The sequence below is a fragment of the Butyricicoccus faecihominis genome (genome assembly GCF_024462775.1).
GTDB classification, from domain to species: domain Bacteria; phylum Bacillota; class Clostridia; order Oscillospirales; family Butyricicoccaceae; genus Agathobaculum; species Agathobaculum faecihominis_A.
Genome location: NZ_JANGCE010000001.1, coordinates 107,911 through 126,429, shown reverse-complemented (window position 1 = coordinate 126,429; position 18,519 = coordinate 107,911). Strand labels below are relative to the sequence as shown.

Here is an 18,519-nt window from a genome sequence, read left to right as displayed (position 1 = left end):
GTCAGCCCCTATTTGTCCGTTTCCCTGCGCCGCTTCCTGTCGCTGGCGTTCTTCTGCCGCCGATGTACCCGTTCGGCGCAGGCTTCACAGTATTTCGCCCGGTTGGAACGGGGGACGAAAGTTGCCCCGCATTCGGCGCACCGCTTCACGCTGGCGCTGCGGAAAATCTCCGCTTCCAGCGCCTTGTCCTGTGGCAGCACCGCCCAGCGGAACCACTTGCAGCAGACGGAATAGGAGATAGTCTGGGGGCAGACGCATTCCTCCCCATCGTCCAGCAGCAGGCAGTTGCCGTTCTCATAGTTGCAGCAGGTTTTCCGAATAAGGGCATTTGCCCGTCTGCGCTGCGCCGGGGCCATGCGGGGCAATCCGCCGCCCGGTGTGCGCTCTATCTCTGGTAGTTTTTTGCTCATGCGTTCCTCCATTTTCGCTTTACTGCCGTTCTCCCGAAAGCCGTTCCTACCCCACTCCTGCGGCGTGTTCCGGCGTTGGTACGCTGGCCTGCTTCGGGCCAAGTTGACCCGAAGTGACTTCTGGACATTTTGTCCAGAAGTGGCGGCGTTATGGCGTGCTTCCCCAGCCGGTAATATCTCTTTCGGACGGTCATTCACTTGTGCTTGTCCATCGATGAACTAACACAAGTCTACACTTTTTTGACCGCCCGTCCCGTATATCCGAAAGGTTGGAAATCCCGCTGGAAAACGCACTATTTCCATGCTCTCGGAATTGTGGTAAAATAATAGCAGCCAAGAAAAGGGGAGGGATAGCATGGCTTTAACCATACAAGAGCGCCTGAAAGACCTGCGCGTGGAGCGTGGGTTGACACTGGAACAGCTTGCGGAACAGACACAACTTTCCAAGTCTGCGCTGGGCAGCTATGAAGCGGACGACTTCAAGGACATCAGCCACTATGCCCTTATCAAGCTGGCGAAGTTTTACGGTGTGACCGCCGATTATCTGCTGGGGCTGACCGAAACAAGAAATCACCCAAACGCCGATCTTTCAGACCTGCGTTTGAGTGACGAGATGATAGACCTGCTGAAAAGCGGACGGATTGATACCGCCCTGCTTTGTGAACTGGCGGCGCACCCGGATTTTGTGAAGCTGCTGGCCGATATACAGATTTATGTGGAGGGTATCGCCGCCACACAGATACAGAACTTGAACGCATGGGTAGATGTGGCGAGGGCTGAAATCGTGGAGAAGTACCAGCCGGGGGAGCATGACAAAACCGCCGGCGTACTGCAAGCCGCCCATGTGCGGGAGGGCGACTATTTCAGCAGCCGGGTACATCACGACATAGACGCTATCATGGAGGACATACGGGAAGCCCACAAGGGCAGAAGCGACAGCGCCCCGGAGAATACCATCGTGGACGAACTCAAGCGGGATTTGGAGGAAGTGGCGGGCTTCAAGGGCAGCCGGGCGGAACAACTGCTGATGGTGTTCTGCAAGCAGACAAAGCTGCGTTATACCAAGCTGACAGAGGAAGAAAAACAATGGCTGACCCGGATTGTCCAAAAATCCGAACTGGCGAAAAGCTATTTGCCGCAGAGGGGCAAGAGAAAATGACGAGTGTGCCTTTGGCGGAAAAGGCGAACTATTAGGTTGTTTATATTTGTTTAGGAGGGTGGCTATGAATGATTTGCAGTTTATTTTGGAAAACGGTGAATCTTGGCTGCAATATGCTGTAAAGGTGAATGTTTTAGGCGAAAGCAAGAATAGTTTGAAAGAGTTAAGAAAGCAAGCATTATCTAACCCCAAAATCAAGGCATATCTTACTGATGTTTCAAATTTTCATAACTGCCTTGTGACCAATCATAAAAATCCTGATTTGTCTATGCACAAATTATTATTTTTACTTGAGCTTGGATTTGATACAGATATTCCGGAGATACAAGCCGGTATAAATAAAATTTTAGAACATATAGATGAAAATGGTATTTATCAATCGCCAACAAATATTCCGAAGCATTACGGCGGCATTGGCGAGGACACCTTTGGTTGGTGCTTGTGCGATGCGCCATTGTTGCTCCTTTTACTGCATAAAGCAAACGTTGATTATGATAAACATATTCATCGTGGTGTAGAGTACCTTTTAAGCTTTTATAAAGATGAGGGATTTCCTTGCACCGTTTCTAAAGAGCACGGAAAATTCAGAGGCCCCGGGCGCAAGGACGATTGCTGCCCTTATGCCACATTGCTGATGTTAAAGCTGCTTTCTGATATAGAAAACTATAAGCAAAGTGAAATTGCGGAGAAAATAGCGCAAAATTTACTTTCTCTATGGGAGCACAGCTTGGATAAGCACCCCTATATGTTCTATATGGGAACTGATTTTAGAAAGCTGAAAGCACCTGCAATGTGGTACGATATTGTAAGTGTTGCCGATGTTTTAAGCCGTTTTGACTCCATAAAAAAGGACAAGCGATTTCTTGAAATGGCTATGATTTTAAAATCAAAGCAAGACGAGAATGGTTTGTTTACACCCGAAGCTGTATATCAAAAGTTTAAGGGCTGGGATTTCGGGCAAAAGAAACAGCCATCTCCCTATCTAACCTATGTTTGCAGCCAAATTTTACTGCGGACAGAATTATGAGCATTTTACGTAGTACGCCTTATTGGTATAAGCCGCAATCGCATAACCGGGGAGATAGCAAAGCCAGCCAAGCCAGTCAACGGTCAAGATGAACGGCGCTTACAGCGCCGCCGTTGACAGTCTCGCCCGTCTTTGCTGATGGGCAATCAAGGCGGGAAAGCCCCAAAATGGCTTTCCCGCCCATTTCAATTTTGAGAGGACGAACAGCCCCGCAATAGTTTGACAGCGGACAAGCACAGTATGGGATTGTCCGCCTTGTCTACCCGTTAGCGGGACGGGCGGCGGCGGTCAAGGCCGGGCGAAAGCCCGTTCATTTCAGCCTTGACGGTTGCCGTCCGTTCTGCTATTTTTGCCGAGTGTATATACAACATCGGGCCAAGTTGACCCTAAATTCAGACGGAGGACGAGGGACAGGGGCTTCATATACGCCCCGTCTGCTGACGAAACCAGCTCTGCGCTTGCGGCTTCCCGCCCCGCAAGCACAGCCTGTTTTCCCGCCGCTTCAAATGCCCTTGCCCTCCCCGGCGGCAACGGCATTTTCACGACAACGCCGACAGAGCGTATAACACACTACACTTTGCTACGCAAAGTTGTGTGCCAAAAGGGGCTTTGCCCCCTTTGGATTCCCCCACAACAGAACGGCGCTATGCCCCTGCCGGGAGCATAGCGCCGTTTGTTGTCAGCAGCCCGTTTCACGGTCTGCGTGTAGTCTCTTGTAAACTGACCTAAATGGGTATGCAAGTATCACATCGTATTCACACCGAAATATCGAAGGAAAATAATCTATAAGCAGCTGCGAAAAGATATACAGCAAATTATAAAGGATTTGTGCAAGTGGAAGGGTGTGGAAATCATCGAAGGGCATATGATGCCTGACCATATTCATTTACTCGTAAGCGTGCCGCCGAAATACAGTATCTCGCAGTTTATGGGATATTTAAAAGGGAAAAGTGCGATGATGATATTCGAGCGGCATGGGAATTTAAAATATAAATTCGGCAGTCGTAATTTCTGGGCGACTAGATATTATGTGAGCACGGTAGGAATCAATACGGCCACGATTCAAAAATATATCAGGGAGCAAGATAAGCAGGATCAAATCGAAGATAGCTTAAGTAAGAAAGAATATGTTGACCCTTTCAAGGGTAGTAAGTAGTCTTACCATCAGGGCTTGAACGAAGTGAAAGCCAGCGTCTTTTAGGCGCTGGCTTTTTTTATGCCCTTATAGGGCTTGTTCATGCCACCCCGCTTTGGGGTGGTCATGACTTGTTTTTCTGTCTATACTATTAAATCGTACAATGTTACTGCCTTCAGAAGCATTCTTTTATCAGTCGTATCAACGACTTCAACCGCCCATTTTTCGAAGTATTGGGCAGCGTTATCGGGCTGATATCCAGCTTTCGCAGCTTTATCAGCAATCGTTCCATCTGTCCGGCAGAAAGTTCATATTTCTGCTTTGTCTTCTCGATCGCCGCGTTTAGCGACCGGCTGTCGCTCACCTTGCGCAGCAAATATGTGATCTGTCTCTGTGTTTTCTCTTTCCAATTGCTCTGTTCCACCATAATGGCAGCGTCCTCAAATCGTAGATGTTCTCCATCCGCATTTTTGAAGATCCGTTTTAGATACCACTCAGCCACCTTCTTTGCCTGCCGCCCGCCTTCCTTTAAATAATGATAATTATCCGGCTGCTCGCCAAGCCGCTTTTTCAGCGCTGCCCTTTTTAGCTCCGCTTCCAGCCGCAAAATATACTGTCCCTTTCGCTCAAGTGAGTCTCGACCGACCATCTTCAGCTGCGCCGATTTGTTATATACAAAAAAGCTAGCTGATTTACACGTTTGACGGCATGACCCCCTATTGGCTTCCTCCGCATTTTTTGTCTTGTGCTCCGCATCGCGGAACCGTTCCTGCTTATAGTGTGGCAGCACCATTCCCTTTTGACAGGCCCGAACATATTGCCTGACCGGCTCCTCTGTCTGAAAATATAGGTCAACGGTCATATCCTCCCGGCAGATCTTCATATCGTCTATTGAGCGTGGTACTTTGATCTTTTTCAACATCCGATCCGCTGTTTTGACCAGTTGTTGATAGGACTTTCTGTTCGGTTGGTACAACGCTAACGGGCTTGAGCTGCCCAGTACCCGGCATGGCTCAATCCGGACTTTCAGCCGATATAGTTGATGACCTCCGCTTTTAAAACGGGATAAGTAGAGCACGATCCCTTGCTCGTAAAAGCCATGACAGGTACAGCGTTTTCCCCCAGTCCAGTAGTTTTCCTCTGTCCTAAGAGCGGATAAATGCGCATCGATATCGTAAAACTCCTCCTTCGTCAATGTCATCGCGACTGAATAGGTATGCACGCCTGATTCCATGTCAATAAACTGTCCGTTCATCCTCTTCTCGCTTTCTGACAGTTGGTGCAGCGGTTGCAGCGCTTCTTCTGTTCCTGTCCAAACGAACGCAGCAGCATTCCGGTCTGGCAATGCGCCGTATCGTCGCAATAGTCTTTCATCTCATCCAGCCGATCCAATGCACGCTTTTTGGCTGAATCATCCTGAATACTGCTCAAAATCACCCGGTCAATGTAGTAATCGTCATCGCTGTACAGCAGCACACAATGCGCCTTTTGTCCTTGCCGTCCCGCTCGTCCAGCCTGCTGCACGTAATCGGTTACAGACAGCGGCATATTGAAATGAATGACCAAATCGACCTCTCCCATGTCAACGCCCATGCCAAACGCCGAGGTTGCCACCATGATCTGCTTTTCTCCTTTTAGAAACTGCAGCTCATGAGAAGCCCTTTTTGCCGCGCCCATATTCGAATGACACTTGCAAACTTTCCCCGGATATCGCTTCTCCAGTAATTCATGTACCGCGTCCACCGCCTTCTTCGTATTACAGTATACAATGCTGCACCCGGTATGATATTTTTTCAAATACTGACGAAGCTGCATCTGTTTCGCTTTCCGATCATCCGCGTATTTCTTGATGAAAATCAGATTTTTCCGATACAAATCGTTCTCAAATATCGCGGGCTTCTTCATGTGCAGCAGCGAGCATATCTGTTTGATATCTTCTTTTGAAGCGGTCGCCGTTAGCGCGGTGATCACAGGACGTTCCGACAACGAATCAATCGCTTCCCCAATTTGCAGATAATCGCTGCGAAAGGAGCCTCCCCAATCCAACACACAATGACATTCATCCACCACGAGCATAAACAACTTCATTCCCCGTAATATACATAAAAAAGACTCCGAAACAAACCGTTCCGGAGTGATATACAGAATATTCACTTTCCCTTCCTGAAACCGCTTCAAGCTATCTGTACGCTCACTCTTTGTCATAGCAGAATCCATATATTCCGCCGCAATGCCAAGCGCCCGCAACTTACGCGTCTGGTCATGCATCAATGCAAGTGTGGGTTCCAGTACCACCGTTATTTGGTTTTCATGCAACAGTGCGGGAATCTGATAAATGGCCGATTTGCCCGAAGATGTCGGCGCCAATACAAACGTATCCCGCGCGGAACAGATCGAACTGATCGGTTTCAATTGATGTCGGCGCAGCTTGTCGATGCCCAGCTGATCCATTGCCTGCTTTATGTCTCTTTTTACATCCATGAGAATAATCCTCCCAGCATTATGATTATTCTCATGTCGCATCATGTGTAAAAAGATAATATCGTTTGGTGCACGATTTCATCTGTTTCACTCAATTTCAGATACAATGAGCATAGAACGCTAAGCAGCCTTCCCGGGGGTATTGCGCGATGTTTCAGCTCAAGTTGTTCTATAAAAGTGTACAACAGGTGATATGTATTAGGCTGAAGAAGCATCTTTCACGCAGCTTATCCTTCCTGCATCTCCCGCTTGATCCACGCCATCAGCAAGGCGACAATGCGATGCTGCATCTCCGCGTCCAGCGCGATCCCTTTCGGCACCCGATACCACTTGTTCAGGCAGTTTCGGCAGCAGCAGGCGCAAGCGTGCTGAGCGATGAAAACCGGGTGCCCGCGCATCGGCGTCTGCTTCCCATCGTTCGGAATTACGGCTGGAGCCAGCCGAGTCCGCACAAAATCCTCCGCATGCCTTTCCACCGTGTCTATTCTGTGCTCCCGCACATAGGCCTTGTCCTTTTCCGTCAAATGAAAGCCCGCTCGAAAAGTGGAGCGCTGCAATTTTTCCAAAGCTTGTCTAATTGTTTGCATACGCCCTCCATTTGAGCCGGTCTTGAGAATCGATTACAACTCTTCTATTTCATCGAATACGCTCGTTTCATCTGCCGCTTCCTCGTTTTGTACAGAATCTGGCTGCTCTATACCCGCTTCGCTTGCGTTCACCCATGCCGCTTTATCCTCCATTCCGAGAAATCGATTATGCAAATATTTTTTGCCTTCTTTTGATAAAAAGTCAAATTTTCCGATGTCGAATGTCAGTGCAGTAGCAGTCTTTTTCGCGGCGCGTTCCATTTCGTCGATTGGCATAGATTCCGGGCGAATGAAGCATAAATAGGGGGGCATTTTCTTTTTCAACTGCTGTATGAGTTCTTCCCAATCGCATCTTGAAGGAAATAGTTGATTCCCTATTTCCTCCATTTGATCCTTTCGAATCTGAAGTGCAAAATAGGAAGGCTTACGGTATCGATCAAAATGCTGCCGCAAATATCCCCAGTACTTTGTCCCACCATCCTCCGGATCGACCAAATCGAACAATCCTTTTGGCGGGACAAAGTACAGGTGGGCAGAAAACTCCGGGGAAATCAATTTTTTCAGTATTTCCTGCACAATATCATCCGCGTCGCGCGCTATATCTAACGTTCGCTCCCCCAAAGGTACATTACATTGTGGTGCTTCGCAGCTGTATGGCAATAACAGACTTATCAGCTCAGTTTCCCACCACTCGGAAATCTTTTCGTGATCTGAAACACACATATTCGTAAACATTTTCTTTAAAAAGTCAGTAAACAAGAGCAATGTTGTTGTCATCAAGTACATCCAAGTCGCTTGCTGTCCTATTATTTTTTGCGAACCACGTACGCTATTATGAACAGAAACCAGTTTCTTTGCTCGTTTCCAAAAGTCCACTAATCGAAACTGCGTAATATCCAACCAATGCTCACTAAAATCTACAACAAAATTCTGTATTAGTGCTTTGATGGACTCTTGACTCCAGTCTAAATCACTGGTATGCAACCTTTTAAAGTCAATTCTGACTGGATCTATAAGAACAGATTTACTTGAAGAACCGTATACCACAATTGTTGCCCAGCGATTCCGCTGGATAAAAGAAACCAATTGACCAAAAACATGCTTTCGATAAATCAACACCATAGTATCTCTGTACTGAATGGGAAGATTGAGCTTTTCGGTAGCTGTTCTTTCATCCGGAAATATAGTATCAGTAACCTCATATGTAAACTCAACTGATGAAAAATCATCCATATGTTCACGTCGGTTGGGATTGCATAGAATGTGTGACCCTATCATTTGAAGTGTTGGAGGTTTTTCTGACTTCTTAGATTCAGATCCAACCAGCAAAGACTCCACAATTTTTCTTAAAGTATCCCATCTTCCCTCATGGTTGCCTATTATGAGTATCGGTGCACGCAGCTCAGTCATTCTGATTTCTTCATCAGCAACACATGATGAAATGCCGCGTGCCACATAACCAGTTAAGAGAGCAGTGGTCAATTTTAGTACGTCACCGGCACTTTTCCGATCTTTCCCACAACTAAAAAGCATTTTTTGCAAATTCATCAACGATTCGCGCAGTTCTGATTCATCCATATAATAACTTTTTATTCCGCGATAATCAGGGTATCCTATTTTGCTTTTCAGGTCGCAATATTTTCGTTTTTTAACTGAAAGCTGCTTTGCATTAAGCTTTCCTTCTACAACTTTCGCAACCGTATCGGACGAAGATAGCATACTTGTTATCGCATCAGGGATGTGTTTTCCCCAGATAATCAGTGCTTGCGAACCGTCATCATATTCATAATTTCCAACGAATATCGCGTGCACCCCTTGATCAAAAGGATCCTTTTTTCGTGAATATACTTTATTGCTTTTCTTCACCGTATACGCCTCCCATCCTCCCTCCATTATACCGTTCCACATCACAAAAAACAACCGTCCCGTCACACCCGACAGGACGGTTGTTCTTCCGTCACGATCTCGCATTCCGTAATTTCCGTCCGATATTCCTCGGCCAGTCCGCTCGTTTCGTACCGGAGCCAAAACACGACCGGCAGCCCGTTCAGCCTGACCGTTACATTATCCTCCTGTACGGTCATCTTATCCAGCAGCTCCCCAAACAGCGCTTCGGATTGCAAGCCGCGTTTTTTCAAAAAGCCACGCAGCTCCTCCAGATCGTGCCGGCTCTTCGCCTCGTCCTCCGCCAAACGATTCAACGTCGACAGCCGCTTTTCTGCTCGCTCTAGTTCTGTATCGTACTTCGCGCGCAAACGCTCCATCTCGTCCTTCGTTATCGTCCCTTCAAAATAGGCGTCCAGAACTGCATCCTTCTTCTCCAACAGCCGCTTTTGCTGCTCCAGCAGGCCGTCCAGCTCTTCCGCGCCTTGTTCTGCCTCCGTGCCATGCACCAATCCTATGACTTCGTCGATCACCCGGTCAAAGTCCATCCGCAGCAGGCCCACCAGATATTCCATACACGCGCAGACTGTCCGGTCGTTGACCGAGCGCATATTGCAGCCCACGACCTTGCCCTGAGCATCCAGCTTGCGGTTGCCGAAATGCCCCTTCGCGTGGCAAACCCAGACCCGGTAGACAAATCCGCCCGGCCGTTCCCGGTTTTTGGGCACGAAGCGCGCACCGCAGCATCCGCAGAATATCTTGCCCGAACACCAGTACCGGTTCGAGTACCGACCCTTTTGCTTGTCGGTGGGCGCGCGCCGCTTCAGCTCTTCCTGCACTCGCTCAAACATCTCGCGCGGCACGATGGCTTCGTGGTGATCCCTTAAATATACCTGCCCTTCCTTGCCATCGTTTAATACCTTCCGGTGATCCAGATAATTGGGCGTATAGCTTTTCTTCTGCCGCAGGTCGCCGCAGTATTTCTCATTTCGCAGGATACGCAGAATCATCACGGCAGACCACGGTTTGTCCTTGGCCTTGGGCGGCGCGATACCCGCTTCGTACAGCTCTCGCGCGATAACGTGCGTTCCCTTTCCCTCATTCAGGAATTTATGAAAGATGAGCCGTACCACCTCGTCCTCGCCCCTCCTCACGAAGAGCTTGCCGTTTTTCAGTTCATACCCGTACATATTATTGCAGCCGAAAACGACTCCGTTTTCCATCGAGCGCTTCTGCCCCCACTTGACGCGCTCTGACGTTTTCCTGCTTTCCTCCTGCGCCACGCTGGCCATGATGGTCAGTCGGAATTCTCCATCGTTCTGCCGCGTATCAATATTATCATTGATAAACACAACACCCACACCGCGTTTGGAAAGTTCCCGGGTGTGGGCGAGCGTATCCACCGTATTGCGCGCAAAGCGCGAAACCTCCTTGGTCAGAATGAGGTCGATTTCTCCTGCTCTCGCTGCAGCCATCATTTGCTGGAAGGCCGGCCGGTTTTGGGATGAGGTACCCGAAAGTCCCTCATCCGCGAAAACCGCGTAAAGCTTCCAGTCTGTCTGCCGGTTTATGTATTCTTCAAAATACCGCTTCTGGTTTTGCAGGGAATTGAGCTGATCATCCTGATCGGTCGAAACGCGGCAATATGCCGCTACGCGCAAAGCCATACTGCCGCACTCCCTTCTCACGGCCGCGCCGCATCCATCGCCTGATTGAACTGCGATTCGCTGATTTTCCGTGCGTCCCGCAGCGCCTTTAACAGGCCCACTTTAACATGCTCGGTCAATGCCAAACGCTCTTTTTCGCTGAGGTTCATACCGGTTTCCTCCTTTGATATACAGCATATGCTGCTTGGTTTTATCGGTATGTCGGCGCCGCATTCATTTTCTACTTGATTCGATTTTTCAAAAGCCGTTTTGATTTTTCCTATGATGCGGTACGAAAATCCCCCTAATTATCTAGCTCTAATATAGTTTTGAAAATAAATATGAAATATTGAAATATCAAAATATCTATATTTTTATAACTTATTTTGTGTTTTTGTATTCCCCCGTCTTTCCTCTTTATATTTCCAGTTTATAGGAAGCGCTACACCGCTAACACCGTCCCTACCTGCGAGGGTGCGATCCAGCTGGCGATGGAGCAAACGGCGTTCACTCTGCAGGGAGCGCGCTGCTTGGTGATCGGCAACGGCCGGATCGGCAGCTTGCTGGCGCACAAATTGCAGGTGCTTGGCGCGGCAGTGACCGTTTCCGCGCGTTCCGCGCGGGATTTCGCAAAAATAGCAACCGCAGGGCTGTCCGCGCTGGATACCAGACAGTTAGCTGGCGGGCTGGCGGAATTTGACCTGATCTTCAATACCGTACCCGCGCCGGTTCTAGGCGCTGCCGAGCTGGCGGGTCTGACGCCGCCCTGTCTCGTGATCGATCTGGCATCTTTGCCCGGCGGCGTGGCGGCGGACGCCCCCCTACCGCAAGGCTGCCGGGTGCTGCACGCGCTTTCTCTGCCCGGGCGGGTCGCTCCGCTATCCGCCGCGCGCGCCGTGCGCGATACCGTACTGACCATGCTCAAGGAGGAAGGCATTTTATGATCGCTCCCATCCGCATCGGTTTCGCGCTGACCGGTTCCTTTTGCACCTTTCGCCGCGTATACAGCGTCATAGAAGAGCTGTGTGCCGCAGGGCACGAAGTGACGCCCATTTTGTCCTTTAACGCCGCTCAACTCGATACACGATTTGGCACGGCTGAGGAATGGCGCAAGCGGCTCATGCAAGCCACGGGCAAACCGATCATCGATACGATAACTTTGGCAGAGCCGATCGGCCCCAAAGCGATGTTTGACGTGCTCGTTGTGGCCCCCTGTACCGGAAACACGCTTGCCAAGTTGGCTCACGGCGTGACCGACACCCCAGTCACCATGGCGGTGAAAAGCCATCTGCGCGGCGCAAAGCCGGTTATTCTCGCCCTTTCCACAAACGACGCGCTTTCCGGCAGCGCCGCCAATCTTGGCGCGTTGCTCAACCGCAAGCATTACTATTTCGTTCCCCTCCGCCAGGATGCGCCGGTTGCCAAGCCGCGCTCGCTTGTCGCGGAGATGGAGCTGCTGCCGCAAACGATCGACGCGGCGCTTTCCGGAGAGCAGCTCCAGCCCCTGCTGCTCGGCCCGAAAGAAGCATGAGCAGCCTAAAGGTCCGCCTGCCGCCATCCGCCCACGCCGCTGCGAGGCGGATGGCGTATTTTTGCAAAATAATTTATATTTTACCCTGTCTTGCGGCTATGCCGCCACCCCTACATGTAGTTGCCGCACGCCGGCGCCGTCACTAAATAACGGATATTTCACACCAAACCAAGAACAAAAACCGGCTGATTTTAACAAATCGCGCCTTTTCCCGCACTTTACAAAAGGTAATACAGCGAGTATAATAAAAATACTTTGATCATGGGGAAAACGGAGTATTAGAGAAATGGCCAGTGATTTTTCTCGCACGCTCGCGCTGCTGCGCCGGGAAAAGAAAATAAGCCAGCGCACGGCTGCGGATGATCTCTCGGTCTCTCAGGCGCTGCTCAGCCACTACGAAAACGGCCTGCGTGAACCAGGCCTTTCTTTTGTCGTGCGCGCAGCTGATTACTACGGTGTTTCGTGCGACTACCTGCTGGGCCGCTCGCTCGCGCGGGATGGCTCCGCCGTGCCGAACGAAAGGCTGGATGTTCAGCCCGACCCTGCGCAGCAAAAAAATTTGGTGCTGGACGCTGCCGGTCTTGTTTTGGAACTGGCCGAGCAGACGGGCAGCAAACAGCTGCCGAAAGAAATCGAAGAATACTTTTCCTTTGCCATTTACAAAGCTTACCGTTACATGTATCTGTCCGACCCTGCCGGCGTGCAGACCGTATTCCGAACCAAAAGCGAACACTTCGACGCGCTGAGCGATGCGCGCATGAAATTGAGCGAGCTGCGCATCCGCGCCGCCGCCGAGGGCGCGGGCGGCTTCGGACTTGCGGCCGAAGAGCTTGCGCGGCCTTCCATTTCGCCGGACGAGTTGCTGCGCCGGTATCCCTCTGTATCTAAATCTCTGCTCACCGTGTTGCAGCAGGTATCCGACGCGCTCGAAGGTCTTTCCGGGCAAAAACCTAAAACATTACAAAAAATTTAAAATAACTGTTGACAGGTCCCCGCCTCCTATGGTATTATAAATATCGTCGCCGAGCGAAAAACAAAACCTGCAAAATGCTGGTGTAGCTCAGTTGGTAGAGCAGCTGATTTGTAATCAGCAGGTCGGGGGTTCAAGTCCGTCCACCAGCTCCACCACCCTTCAAACCGGCGCACAATTTCATATGGGAGGTTTCCCGAGTGGCCAAAGGGAACAGACTGTAAATCTGTCGTCTATGACTTCGGTGGTTCGAATCCACCACCTCCCACCATGTGAACAGGTCGATTGTTTCTTTGAGCAATCGACCTGTTTTCTCTTTTTTCTGAAACGATGTAAGGAGAGCGAACGATGCTTAGCACACATGAAATTTTAAAATGGCGGCAGCAGCAAAGCGGCCTGAACCGCCTGATGAACATGCAGATCACCGAACTGACCGAGGGGCACGCGGAGGTCACGCTGGCGCTATCTCCCGCACTGCTCAACCCCCTAGGCATGGCGCACGGCGGCACGATCTATTCCCTGTGCGACGTCGCGGCCGGTACGGCGGCGGCCTCGCGCGGCAGGGTCGCGGTGACGCTGAACAGTTCCACCAATTATCTGCGCCCCGGCAAGCCCGACCGCACGCTGCGCGCCGTTGCGACCGAGCGAAAGGCCGGGCGGACGACCGGCGTATTTCTGGTTGAGGTGTTCGACGACCGCGGCGAGCACGTTGCGGACGCGACCTTTACCATGTACTATACCGGCCAGACGCTGGAGGATATGATATGCCCCGTGGAGGACTGAGCGAGGCGCTCATCTCCCCCCTGCTCGATTGGTATGACGGCGCTGGGCGCGACCTACCCTGGCGCGCCCAGCCAACGCCCTATCGTGTTTGGGTGAGCGAGATCATGCTGCAACAGACCCGCGTGGAGGCGGTTCGCGCTTATTTCGAGCGTTGGATGGAGGCGCTGCCCACCATTGAGGCCTTGTCCGAAGCGGACGAGGCGGTATGTCTGAAGCTTTGGGAGGGCCTTGGTTATTATTCCCGGGTGCGCAGCCTGCACAAGGCAGCCAAAATCGTCTGCGCACAGTACGGCGGCGCGCTGCCCGCGGACTACGAAGCGCTGCTCGGGCTTCCCGGTATCGGCGACTATACGGCGGGCGCGATCGCTTCGATCGCCTTCGGCCTGCCCCAGCCCGCGGTGGACGGCAACGTGCTGCGCGTCGCCGCTCGGTTGACCGCGGATGAGACCCCGATCACCGACCTTAAATACAAGAAGCTAATCGCGCGGCGGCTTTCCGACCTGATACCGCACGACCGCCCGGGCGATTTTAATCAGGCGCTGATGGAACTTGGCGCGACCGTCTGCCTGCCAAATGGCGCGCCCGCCTGCGGCGTCTGCCCCCTGCGGCATCTATGCGCCGCTTTGGAAGACGGCACCGCTTCCCTGCTGCCCAAACGCGCCCCTAAGAAGCCCCGCCGCATCGAGGAGCGCACGGTATTGCTCGTGCGTGCCGGCGCGCTTGTAGGGCTGTCACAGCGCCCGGAAACCGGCCTGCTCGCCGGGCTTTGGGAGTTGCCCGCTCTGGCCGGCCATTTAACGCCAAGCGAGGTGCGCCAAGCCCTTGCCGCGCGCGGCTGGCAGGTGGACAACCTGTTCTCTCTACGCCCTGCCAAACATATTTTTACGCATGTGGAATGGCATATGACGGGCTATTACGTCGAGTTGTCGGGCCGCCCGGAGGAGCTGCAATTTGTCACCCCCGCCGCGCTGCGCGCCAACTATGCGCTGCCCAGCGCGTTCCGCCCGTTTTTATCGGTCATTGAGGAGGAAATATGACGCCCGAGCTTGTCGTACACAACATACCGCCGCTTTATGACGAAAACTCCCGCGTGCTGCTGCTCGGCTCAATCCCAAGCCCCAAATCGCGGCAGGCGGAGTTTTTCTACGCCCACCCGCAAAATCGGTTCTGGCGCGTACTGGCCACCGTGTTGGAGGTACCCGCGCCGCAGACGATCGAGGACAAGCGGACGCTTTGCCTGACCCACGGCATTGCCCTGTGGGATACGATCGCGCGGTGCGAGATCGCGGGCGCATCCGACGTTTCGATCAAAAACGCCGTGCCGAACGATATCGGCGCGTTGCTGCGACAGACGCAGATCAAGCGCATTTTCGCCACGGGCGCAAAATCAGCCGAATTGTACCGCCGCTTGATCGAGCCCACGCTGCACGTACCGATCACCCAGTTGCCCTCGACCAGCCCGGCCAACGCCGCATGGTCGCTTGAACGGCTGACCGAAGCCTACCGCATCATTCTTTGAAAGAAGGCGCACGAAAACGAATAAGGATCTTTTTGACAAACCAAAGCTTAAAAAGCTGATTGTGCCGCTGATCATCGAGCAGGTGCTTTCGCTCACCATCGGCCTTGCGGATACTATTATGGTATCCTCCGTTGGCGAGGCGGCGGTCTCCGGCGTGTCTCTGGTCGACATGCTGAACGTACTGATCTTCAACATCTTCGCCGCGCTTTCCACGGGCGGCGCGGTCGTTGTGGCGCAGCTGCTCGGCGCCAGAGAACGAGAGCGCGCATGCAGCGCGGCCAAGCAGCTGCTCACCGTCGTTGCCCTGATCTCGCTTGTGATCACCGGCCTTGTGCTGCTATTCCGCACGCCCCTGCTCCGCCTCTTGTTCGGCTCGATCGAGGACGACGTGATGAGCAGCTCGCTCCGCTACCTGACGATCAGCGCGATCTCCTTTCCGGCGTTAGCGCTGTACAATGCCGGCGCGGCCCTATTTCGCGCACAGGGCAATTCGCGCGTGTCCATGATGATCGCGGGCCTGATTAACATCGTCAACATCGGCGGCAACGCGCTGCTAATCTTCGGCTTCCATCTGGGCGTGACCGGCGCGGCTGCCGCCTCCGCTTTTGCCCGGCTGGTCGCTGCCGTCGCCATCTTACTGCTGCTGCGCGCGCCCGAGCACGAAGTATCGCTCTCCCGCGGCGGCTCGTTCAAGCCGGACGGCGGGCTGATCCGCCGCATCCTACAGATCGGCGTGCCGAACGGGCTGGAAAACAGCCTGTTTCAGCTGGGCCGCGTGCTGGTCGTCAGCATCATCGCGCTGTTCGGTACCACGCAGATCGCGGCGAACGCGGTCGCAAACAATCTGGACGCGATCGGCGTGCTGCCCGGCCAAGCCATCAACCTTGCGATGATCACCGTTGTCGGCCAATGCATCGGCGCGGGCGACGCGGCGCAGGCACGGCGAATGGTCAAAAAGCTGATGCGGCTTACTTATCAGATCTCCGCCGCGGTCTGCATTGTCACAATCTTACTGTGTCCGCTGATCTTGCGTATCTACAATTTATCGCCTGAAACGCTCGCGCTTGCCCAGTTGCTGGTGACGATCCATAACGGCAGTGCCATTCTGCTGTGGCCCGCCTCCTTCACGCTCACCAACGCCCTGCGCGCGGCAAACGATGTGCGCTACCCCATGGTGTGCGCCATTGCCTCGATGATGCTCGTGCGGCTCGCGACCGGTTATGTGCTTGCCGTACAGTTTAATCTGGGCGCGCTCGGCATCTGGATTGCCATGGTATGCGACTGGCTGTGCCGCTCCATCTGCTTTGTCACCCGCTTCCGCGGGGACAAATGGCTGAAAAACGCGCCCTTGCAGGAGGCGCAGCCCCAAACGTAAAAACCCGCCCGGAACACCAACGTGTTCCGGGCGGTGAGACTGTCAAAAAACTGTTTTTGACAGTCTGTCGATCGAAACAAAGCCCCATTTCGATCGAGTATTCCGGCTTCTGCGCGCGCCTTACAGGCACACTTGAAGTCGGTTTGTATAGCCCGTAGGCCTCTATCCATTAACCGCCGCTCGGGCGGCGATTAAATGAGAGCAAACCGAGATACACGGCCCAGGCCGGCCTCTCTTGGCCTGCGGCCAATTCACCTTCTGCTCCCGGTTTTTATGGATTTTGCCGCAAGCGGTAAAATCCTATTTTATACGCGCTGCGGCGCAAAGAAGTCCTTTGACAGCATAACCCGCCCGGAACACCAACGTGTTCCGGGCGGGTTTTACATAGCAGCTTTTATTTTTCGCTGCCTTCGCCGCAGTATTTATTCAGCGTTTCGCGGATGGCGCGCGGGCCGCGGTTCATCTCATTGAAGAGCTGCACCACGATCTCGCCCACGCCGACCTCGAACAGGTTGACGCCGAAATACATACGGCTGCTGAGCAGCTTGTACAGTTGTTTTTCCGGCACCTGATCGCCGAGCTTGACCGCGCCCATCATGGCGCGCACAGTGTCGAGGTTAGGGTCGGAGCTCAGCTCGATCGCCTCGCCGCGATCATCCACGCCGACCAGATAGCGCAGCCAACCGGCCAGCACCAGCGGGATGTAGATCAGCTTGGTGGCCTTGTGCATCGGCGAGGTGGAGTTATAGTAGGCGTACAGCGTTTCGCCAAAGCGCAGCGAAAGCTTACGCGAGGTATCGGTCATGATACGCTGGGGCGTGTCTTGCAGAAAGGGGTTGGGATAGCGCTCGCCCAGAATGCGGTGCAGGAACTCGACCGGATCGATCACGCCCGGGTCGGCCACCATCGGCATGGCTTCCAATTCGCTCATACGGGTGACCAGCGTGACCAATTCCTGATCCTTCATTTCATCGCTGATCTTATTGTAGCCGAGCAAGCAACCGAATACGCCCAGCGCCGTATCCATCGGGTTCATGCAGGTGCTTACCTTCATATGCGCCGAACGTTCGACGATGTCGCGGCGGGTCAGGATAACGCCGCACTGCTCGAGCGCCGGATGACCGTTCGGGAACGCATCTTCAATCAGCAGATACTGCAGGCTTTCGGTGTTGACAAAGCCGGCGGCATAGGTGTTTTTCGCGGTGACAAACGGCAGCATGCCTTCGATCCCTTGCTTCTCAAGCATTTTGGCAATGCGTTCATCCGGATGCGGCGTGATCTTATCGATCATCGACACCGGATAGGTGCACTGGCGAAGCAGATAATCGCACTCTTCCTCGGTGATCAAGCCGTTTTCCAGCCACGCTTCGACCATCAGGCGAACGGCGCGTTCCAAACGCTCGCCGTTGTTCTGGAAGTTATCCAGCGAAACAAGGGCCAGCGGCGGCAGACCGGCGCGGCAGCGCGCCAGACACAGCGCGCTCAGCTTGCCGAAGAAACACGCCGCCTCGTCCGGGCCGTTTACGCGGTCGTGCTCATAGGCGGGCAAGAATTCGCGTTCGGGCGTTTGGATTACATAGCCCTTTTCCGTCAGCGTAAAGCTGACCATTTGCAGGCTGGGCGCCAAGAAAATTTCTTGCAGGCGCGCGCCGTCCTCGCTCAGCTTGAGGCTTTCCGTGACCGAACCGACGACTTCCTTGTTCAGCGTGCCGTTGGAATAAACGGTCACGACGAGGGACAGGTGGTCGCGGTCGCGATAGCAACGGTCGATCAGGTCTTCATCGTACCCGTCGCAGCAGATCACGCCGGTCTTCGACAGGCCCGCGGTCAGCAGGCGCTGGGCCAGCACGGCGGGAAACGCGCGGAACAGGTTGCCCGCGCCGAAATGCAGCCAGGCAGGCGCTTCCTGCGTCAGCCGGCGCGTCTCGTCGATATCGTATTGCGGCAGGCGGAAACCGCGCCAAGACGCATGATGCTTAATACTCTCTCTTGTCAGCTTCATCAGCGGCACA

General features: G+C 53.1%; 17 protein-coding genes, 2 tRNA genes and 1 pseudogene. 12 read left to right on the top strand and 8 right to left on the bottom strand.

Annotated features, from left to right (window positions below; genetic code table 11):
* Nucleotides 1-8: 8 nt before the first annotated feature.
* A complete protein-coding gene (locus NE562_RS00640) occupies nucleotides 9-422 on the bottom strand; it encodes a cysteine-rich VLP domain-containing protein (RefSeq protein ID WP_419195976.1) in 414 nt (137 codons plus the stop codon).
* Between the two features lie 343 nt (nucleotides 423-765).
* On the opposite strand from NE562_RS00640, the gene NE562_RS00635 reads away from it, so the two are divergent.
* From NE562_RS00635 to tnpA, 3 genes and pseudogenes are all read left to right on the top strand, one after another.
* On the top strand, nucleotides 766-1,569 hold the full coding sequence (locus NE562_RS00635; RefSeq protein WP_280960450.1) for a helix-turn-helix domain-containing protein: 804 nt from the start codon (nucleotides 766-768) through the stop codon (nucleotides 1,567-1,569).
* Between the two features lie 64 nt (nucleotides 1,570-1,633).
* Nucleotides 1,634-2,596, top strand: coding sequence for a hypothetical protein (locus NE562_RS00630; protein WP_280960449.1), 963 nt, complete (start codon nucleotides 1,634-1,636; stop codon nucleotides 2,594-2,596).
* 727 nt (nucleotides 2,597-3,323) lie between these two features.
* Nucleotides 3,324-3,752 (top strand): annotated as a pseudogene (gene tnpA, locus NE562_RS00625) (IS200/IS605 family transposase); the annotation flags it as partial.
* Nucleotides 3,753-3,906: 154 nt separating this feature from the next.
* On the opposite strand, the gene NE562_RS00620 reads toward tnpA, so the two are convergent.
* From NE562_RS00620 to NE562_RS00595, 6 genes are all read right to left on the bottom strand, one after another.
* The gene (locus NE562_RS00620) at nucleotides 3,907-4,986 is read right to left on the bottom strand and encodes a hypothetical protein (RefSeq protein ID WP_280960448.1); all 1,080 of its coding nucleotides are present in this window, start codon (nucleotides 4,984-4,986) and stop codon (nucleotides 3,907-3,909) included.
* Nucleotides 4,983-6,212 (bottom strand): RecQ family ATP-dependent DNA helicase, encoded by a 1,230-nt coding sequence (locus NE562_RS00615; protein WP_280960447.1) that lies wholly within the window; start codon nucleotides 6,210-6,212, stop codon nucleotides 4,983-4,985. Before NE562_RS00615 ends, NE562_RS00620 begins: the two co-directional genes overlap by 4 nt.
* A gap of 227 nt (nucleotides 6,213-6,439) precedes the next feature.
* The gene (locus tag NE562_RS00610) at nucleotides 6,440-6,799 is read right to left on the bottom strand and encodes a DUF4186 domain-containing protein (RefSeq protein WP_280960446.1); all 360 of its coding nucleotides are present in this window, start codon (nucleotides 6,797-6,799) and stop codon (nucleotides 6,440-6,442) included.
* Between the two features lie 33 nt (nucleotides 6,800-6,832).
* Nucleotides 6,833-8,665: a hypothetical protein gene (locus NE562_RS00605; RefSeq protein ID WP_280960445.1), complete on the bottom strand. Its 1,833-nt coding sequence runs from the start codon at nucleotides 8,663-8,665 to the stop codon at nucleotides 6,833-6,835.
* A 62-nt stretch (nucleotides 8,666-8,727) separates the two neighbouring features.
* Nucleotides 8,728-10,350, bottom strand: coding sequence for a recombinase family protein (locus NE562_RS00600; protein WP_280960444.1), 1,623 nt, complete (start codon nucleotides 10,348-10,350; stop codon nucleotides 8,728-8,730).
* 17 nt (nucleotides 10,351-10,367) lie between these two features.
* On the bottom strand, nucleotides 10,368-10,499 hold the full coding sequence (locus tag NE562_RS00595; protein WP_280960443.1) for a hypothetical protein: 132 nt from the start codon (nucleotides 10,497-10,499) through the stop codon (nucleotides 10,368-10,370).
* A 321-nt stretch (nucleotides 10,500-10,820) separates the two neighbouring features.
* Here NE562_RS00595 and NE562_RS00590 point away from each other — a divergent pair, with 321 nt between their 5' ends.
* From NE562_RS00590 to NE562_RS00550, 9 genes are all read left to right on the top strand, one after another.
* A complete protein-coding gene (locus tag NE562_RS00590) occupies nucleotides 10,821-11,273 on the top strand; it encodes an NAD(P)-dependent oxidoreductase (protein WP_280960442.1) in 453 nt (150 codons plus the stop codon).
* A complete protein-coding gene (locus NE562_RS00585; RefSeq protein WP_280960441.1) occupies nucleotides 11,270-11,860 on the top strand; it encodes a dipicolinate synthase subunit B in 591 nt (196 codons plus the stop codon). The genes NE562_RS00590 and NE562_RS00585 overlap by 4 nt, the downstream gene beginning before the upstream one ends.
* A 286-nt stretch (nucleotides 11,861-12,146) precedes the next feature.
* Complete coding sequence (locus NE562_RS00580; protein WP_280960440.1) at nucleotides 12,147-12,833, top strand: helix-turn-helix domain-containing protein; 687 nt, start codon at nucleotides 12,147-12,149, stop codon at nucleotides 12,831-12,833.
* Nucleotides 12,834-12,909: 76 nt separating this feature from the next.
* Nucleotides 12,910-12,985 (top strand) — tRNA-Thr (locus NE562_RS00575).
* A gap of 31 nt (nucleotides 12,986-13,016) precedes the next feature.
* Nucleotides 13,017-13,101: transfer RNA gene (locus NE562_RS00570), tRNA-Tyr, on the top strand.
* A 77-nt stretch (nucleotides 13,102-13,178) separates the two neighbouring features.
* Nucleotides 13,179-13,613 (top strand): PaaI family thioesterase, encoded by a 435-nt coding sequence (locus NE562_RS00565; protein ID WP_280960439.1) that lies wholly within the window; start codon nucleotides 13,179-13,181, stop codon nucleotides 13,611-13,613.
* Entirely contained in the window at nucleotides 13,595-14,650 is a 1,056-nt protein-coding gene (gene mutY, locus NE562_RS00560; RefSeq protein ID WP_280960438.1) for an A/G-specific adenine glycosylase, read from the top strand. The genes NE562_RS00565 and mutY overlap by 19 nt, the downstream gene beginning before the upstream one ends.
* On the top strand, nucleotides 14,647-15,132 hold the full coding sequence (locus NE562_RS00555) for a DNA-deoxyinosine glycosylase (protein WP_280960437.1): 486 nt from the start codon (nucleotides 14,647-14,649) through the stop codon (nucleotides 15,130-15,132). Before mutY ends, NE562_RS00555 begins: the two co-directional genes overlap by 4 nt.
* A gap of 55 nt (nucleotides 15,133-15,187) precedes the next feature.
* The gene (locus NE562_RS00550) at nucleotides 15,188-16,507 is read left to right on the top strand and encodes an MATE family efflux transporter (protein ID WP_305147323.1); all 1,320 of its coding nucleotides are present in this window, start codon (nucleotides 15,188-15,190) and stop codon (nucleotides 16,505-16,507) included.
* 394 nt (nucleotides 16,508-16,901) lie between these two features.
* On the opposite strand, the gene NE562_RS00545 is transcribed toward NE562_RS00550, so the two are convergent.
* Entirely contained in the window at nucleotides 16,902-18,509 is a 1,608-nt protein-coding gene (locus tag NE562_RS00545; RefSeq protein WP_280960435.1) for a mannitol dehydrogenase family protein, read from the bottom strand.
* Nucleotides 18,510-18,519: the final 10 nt, after the last annotated feature.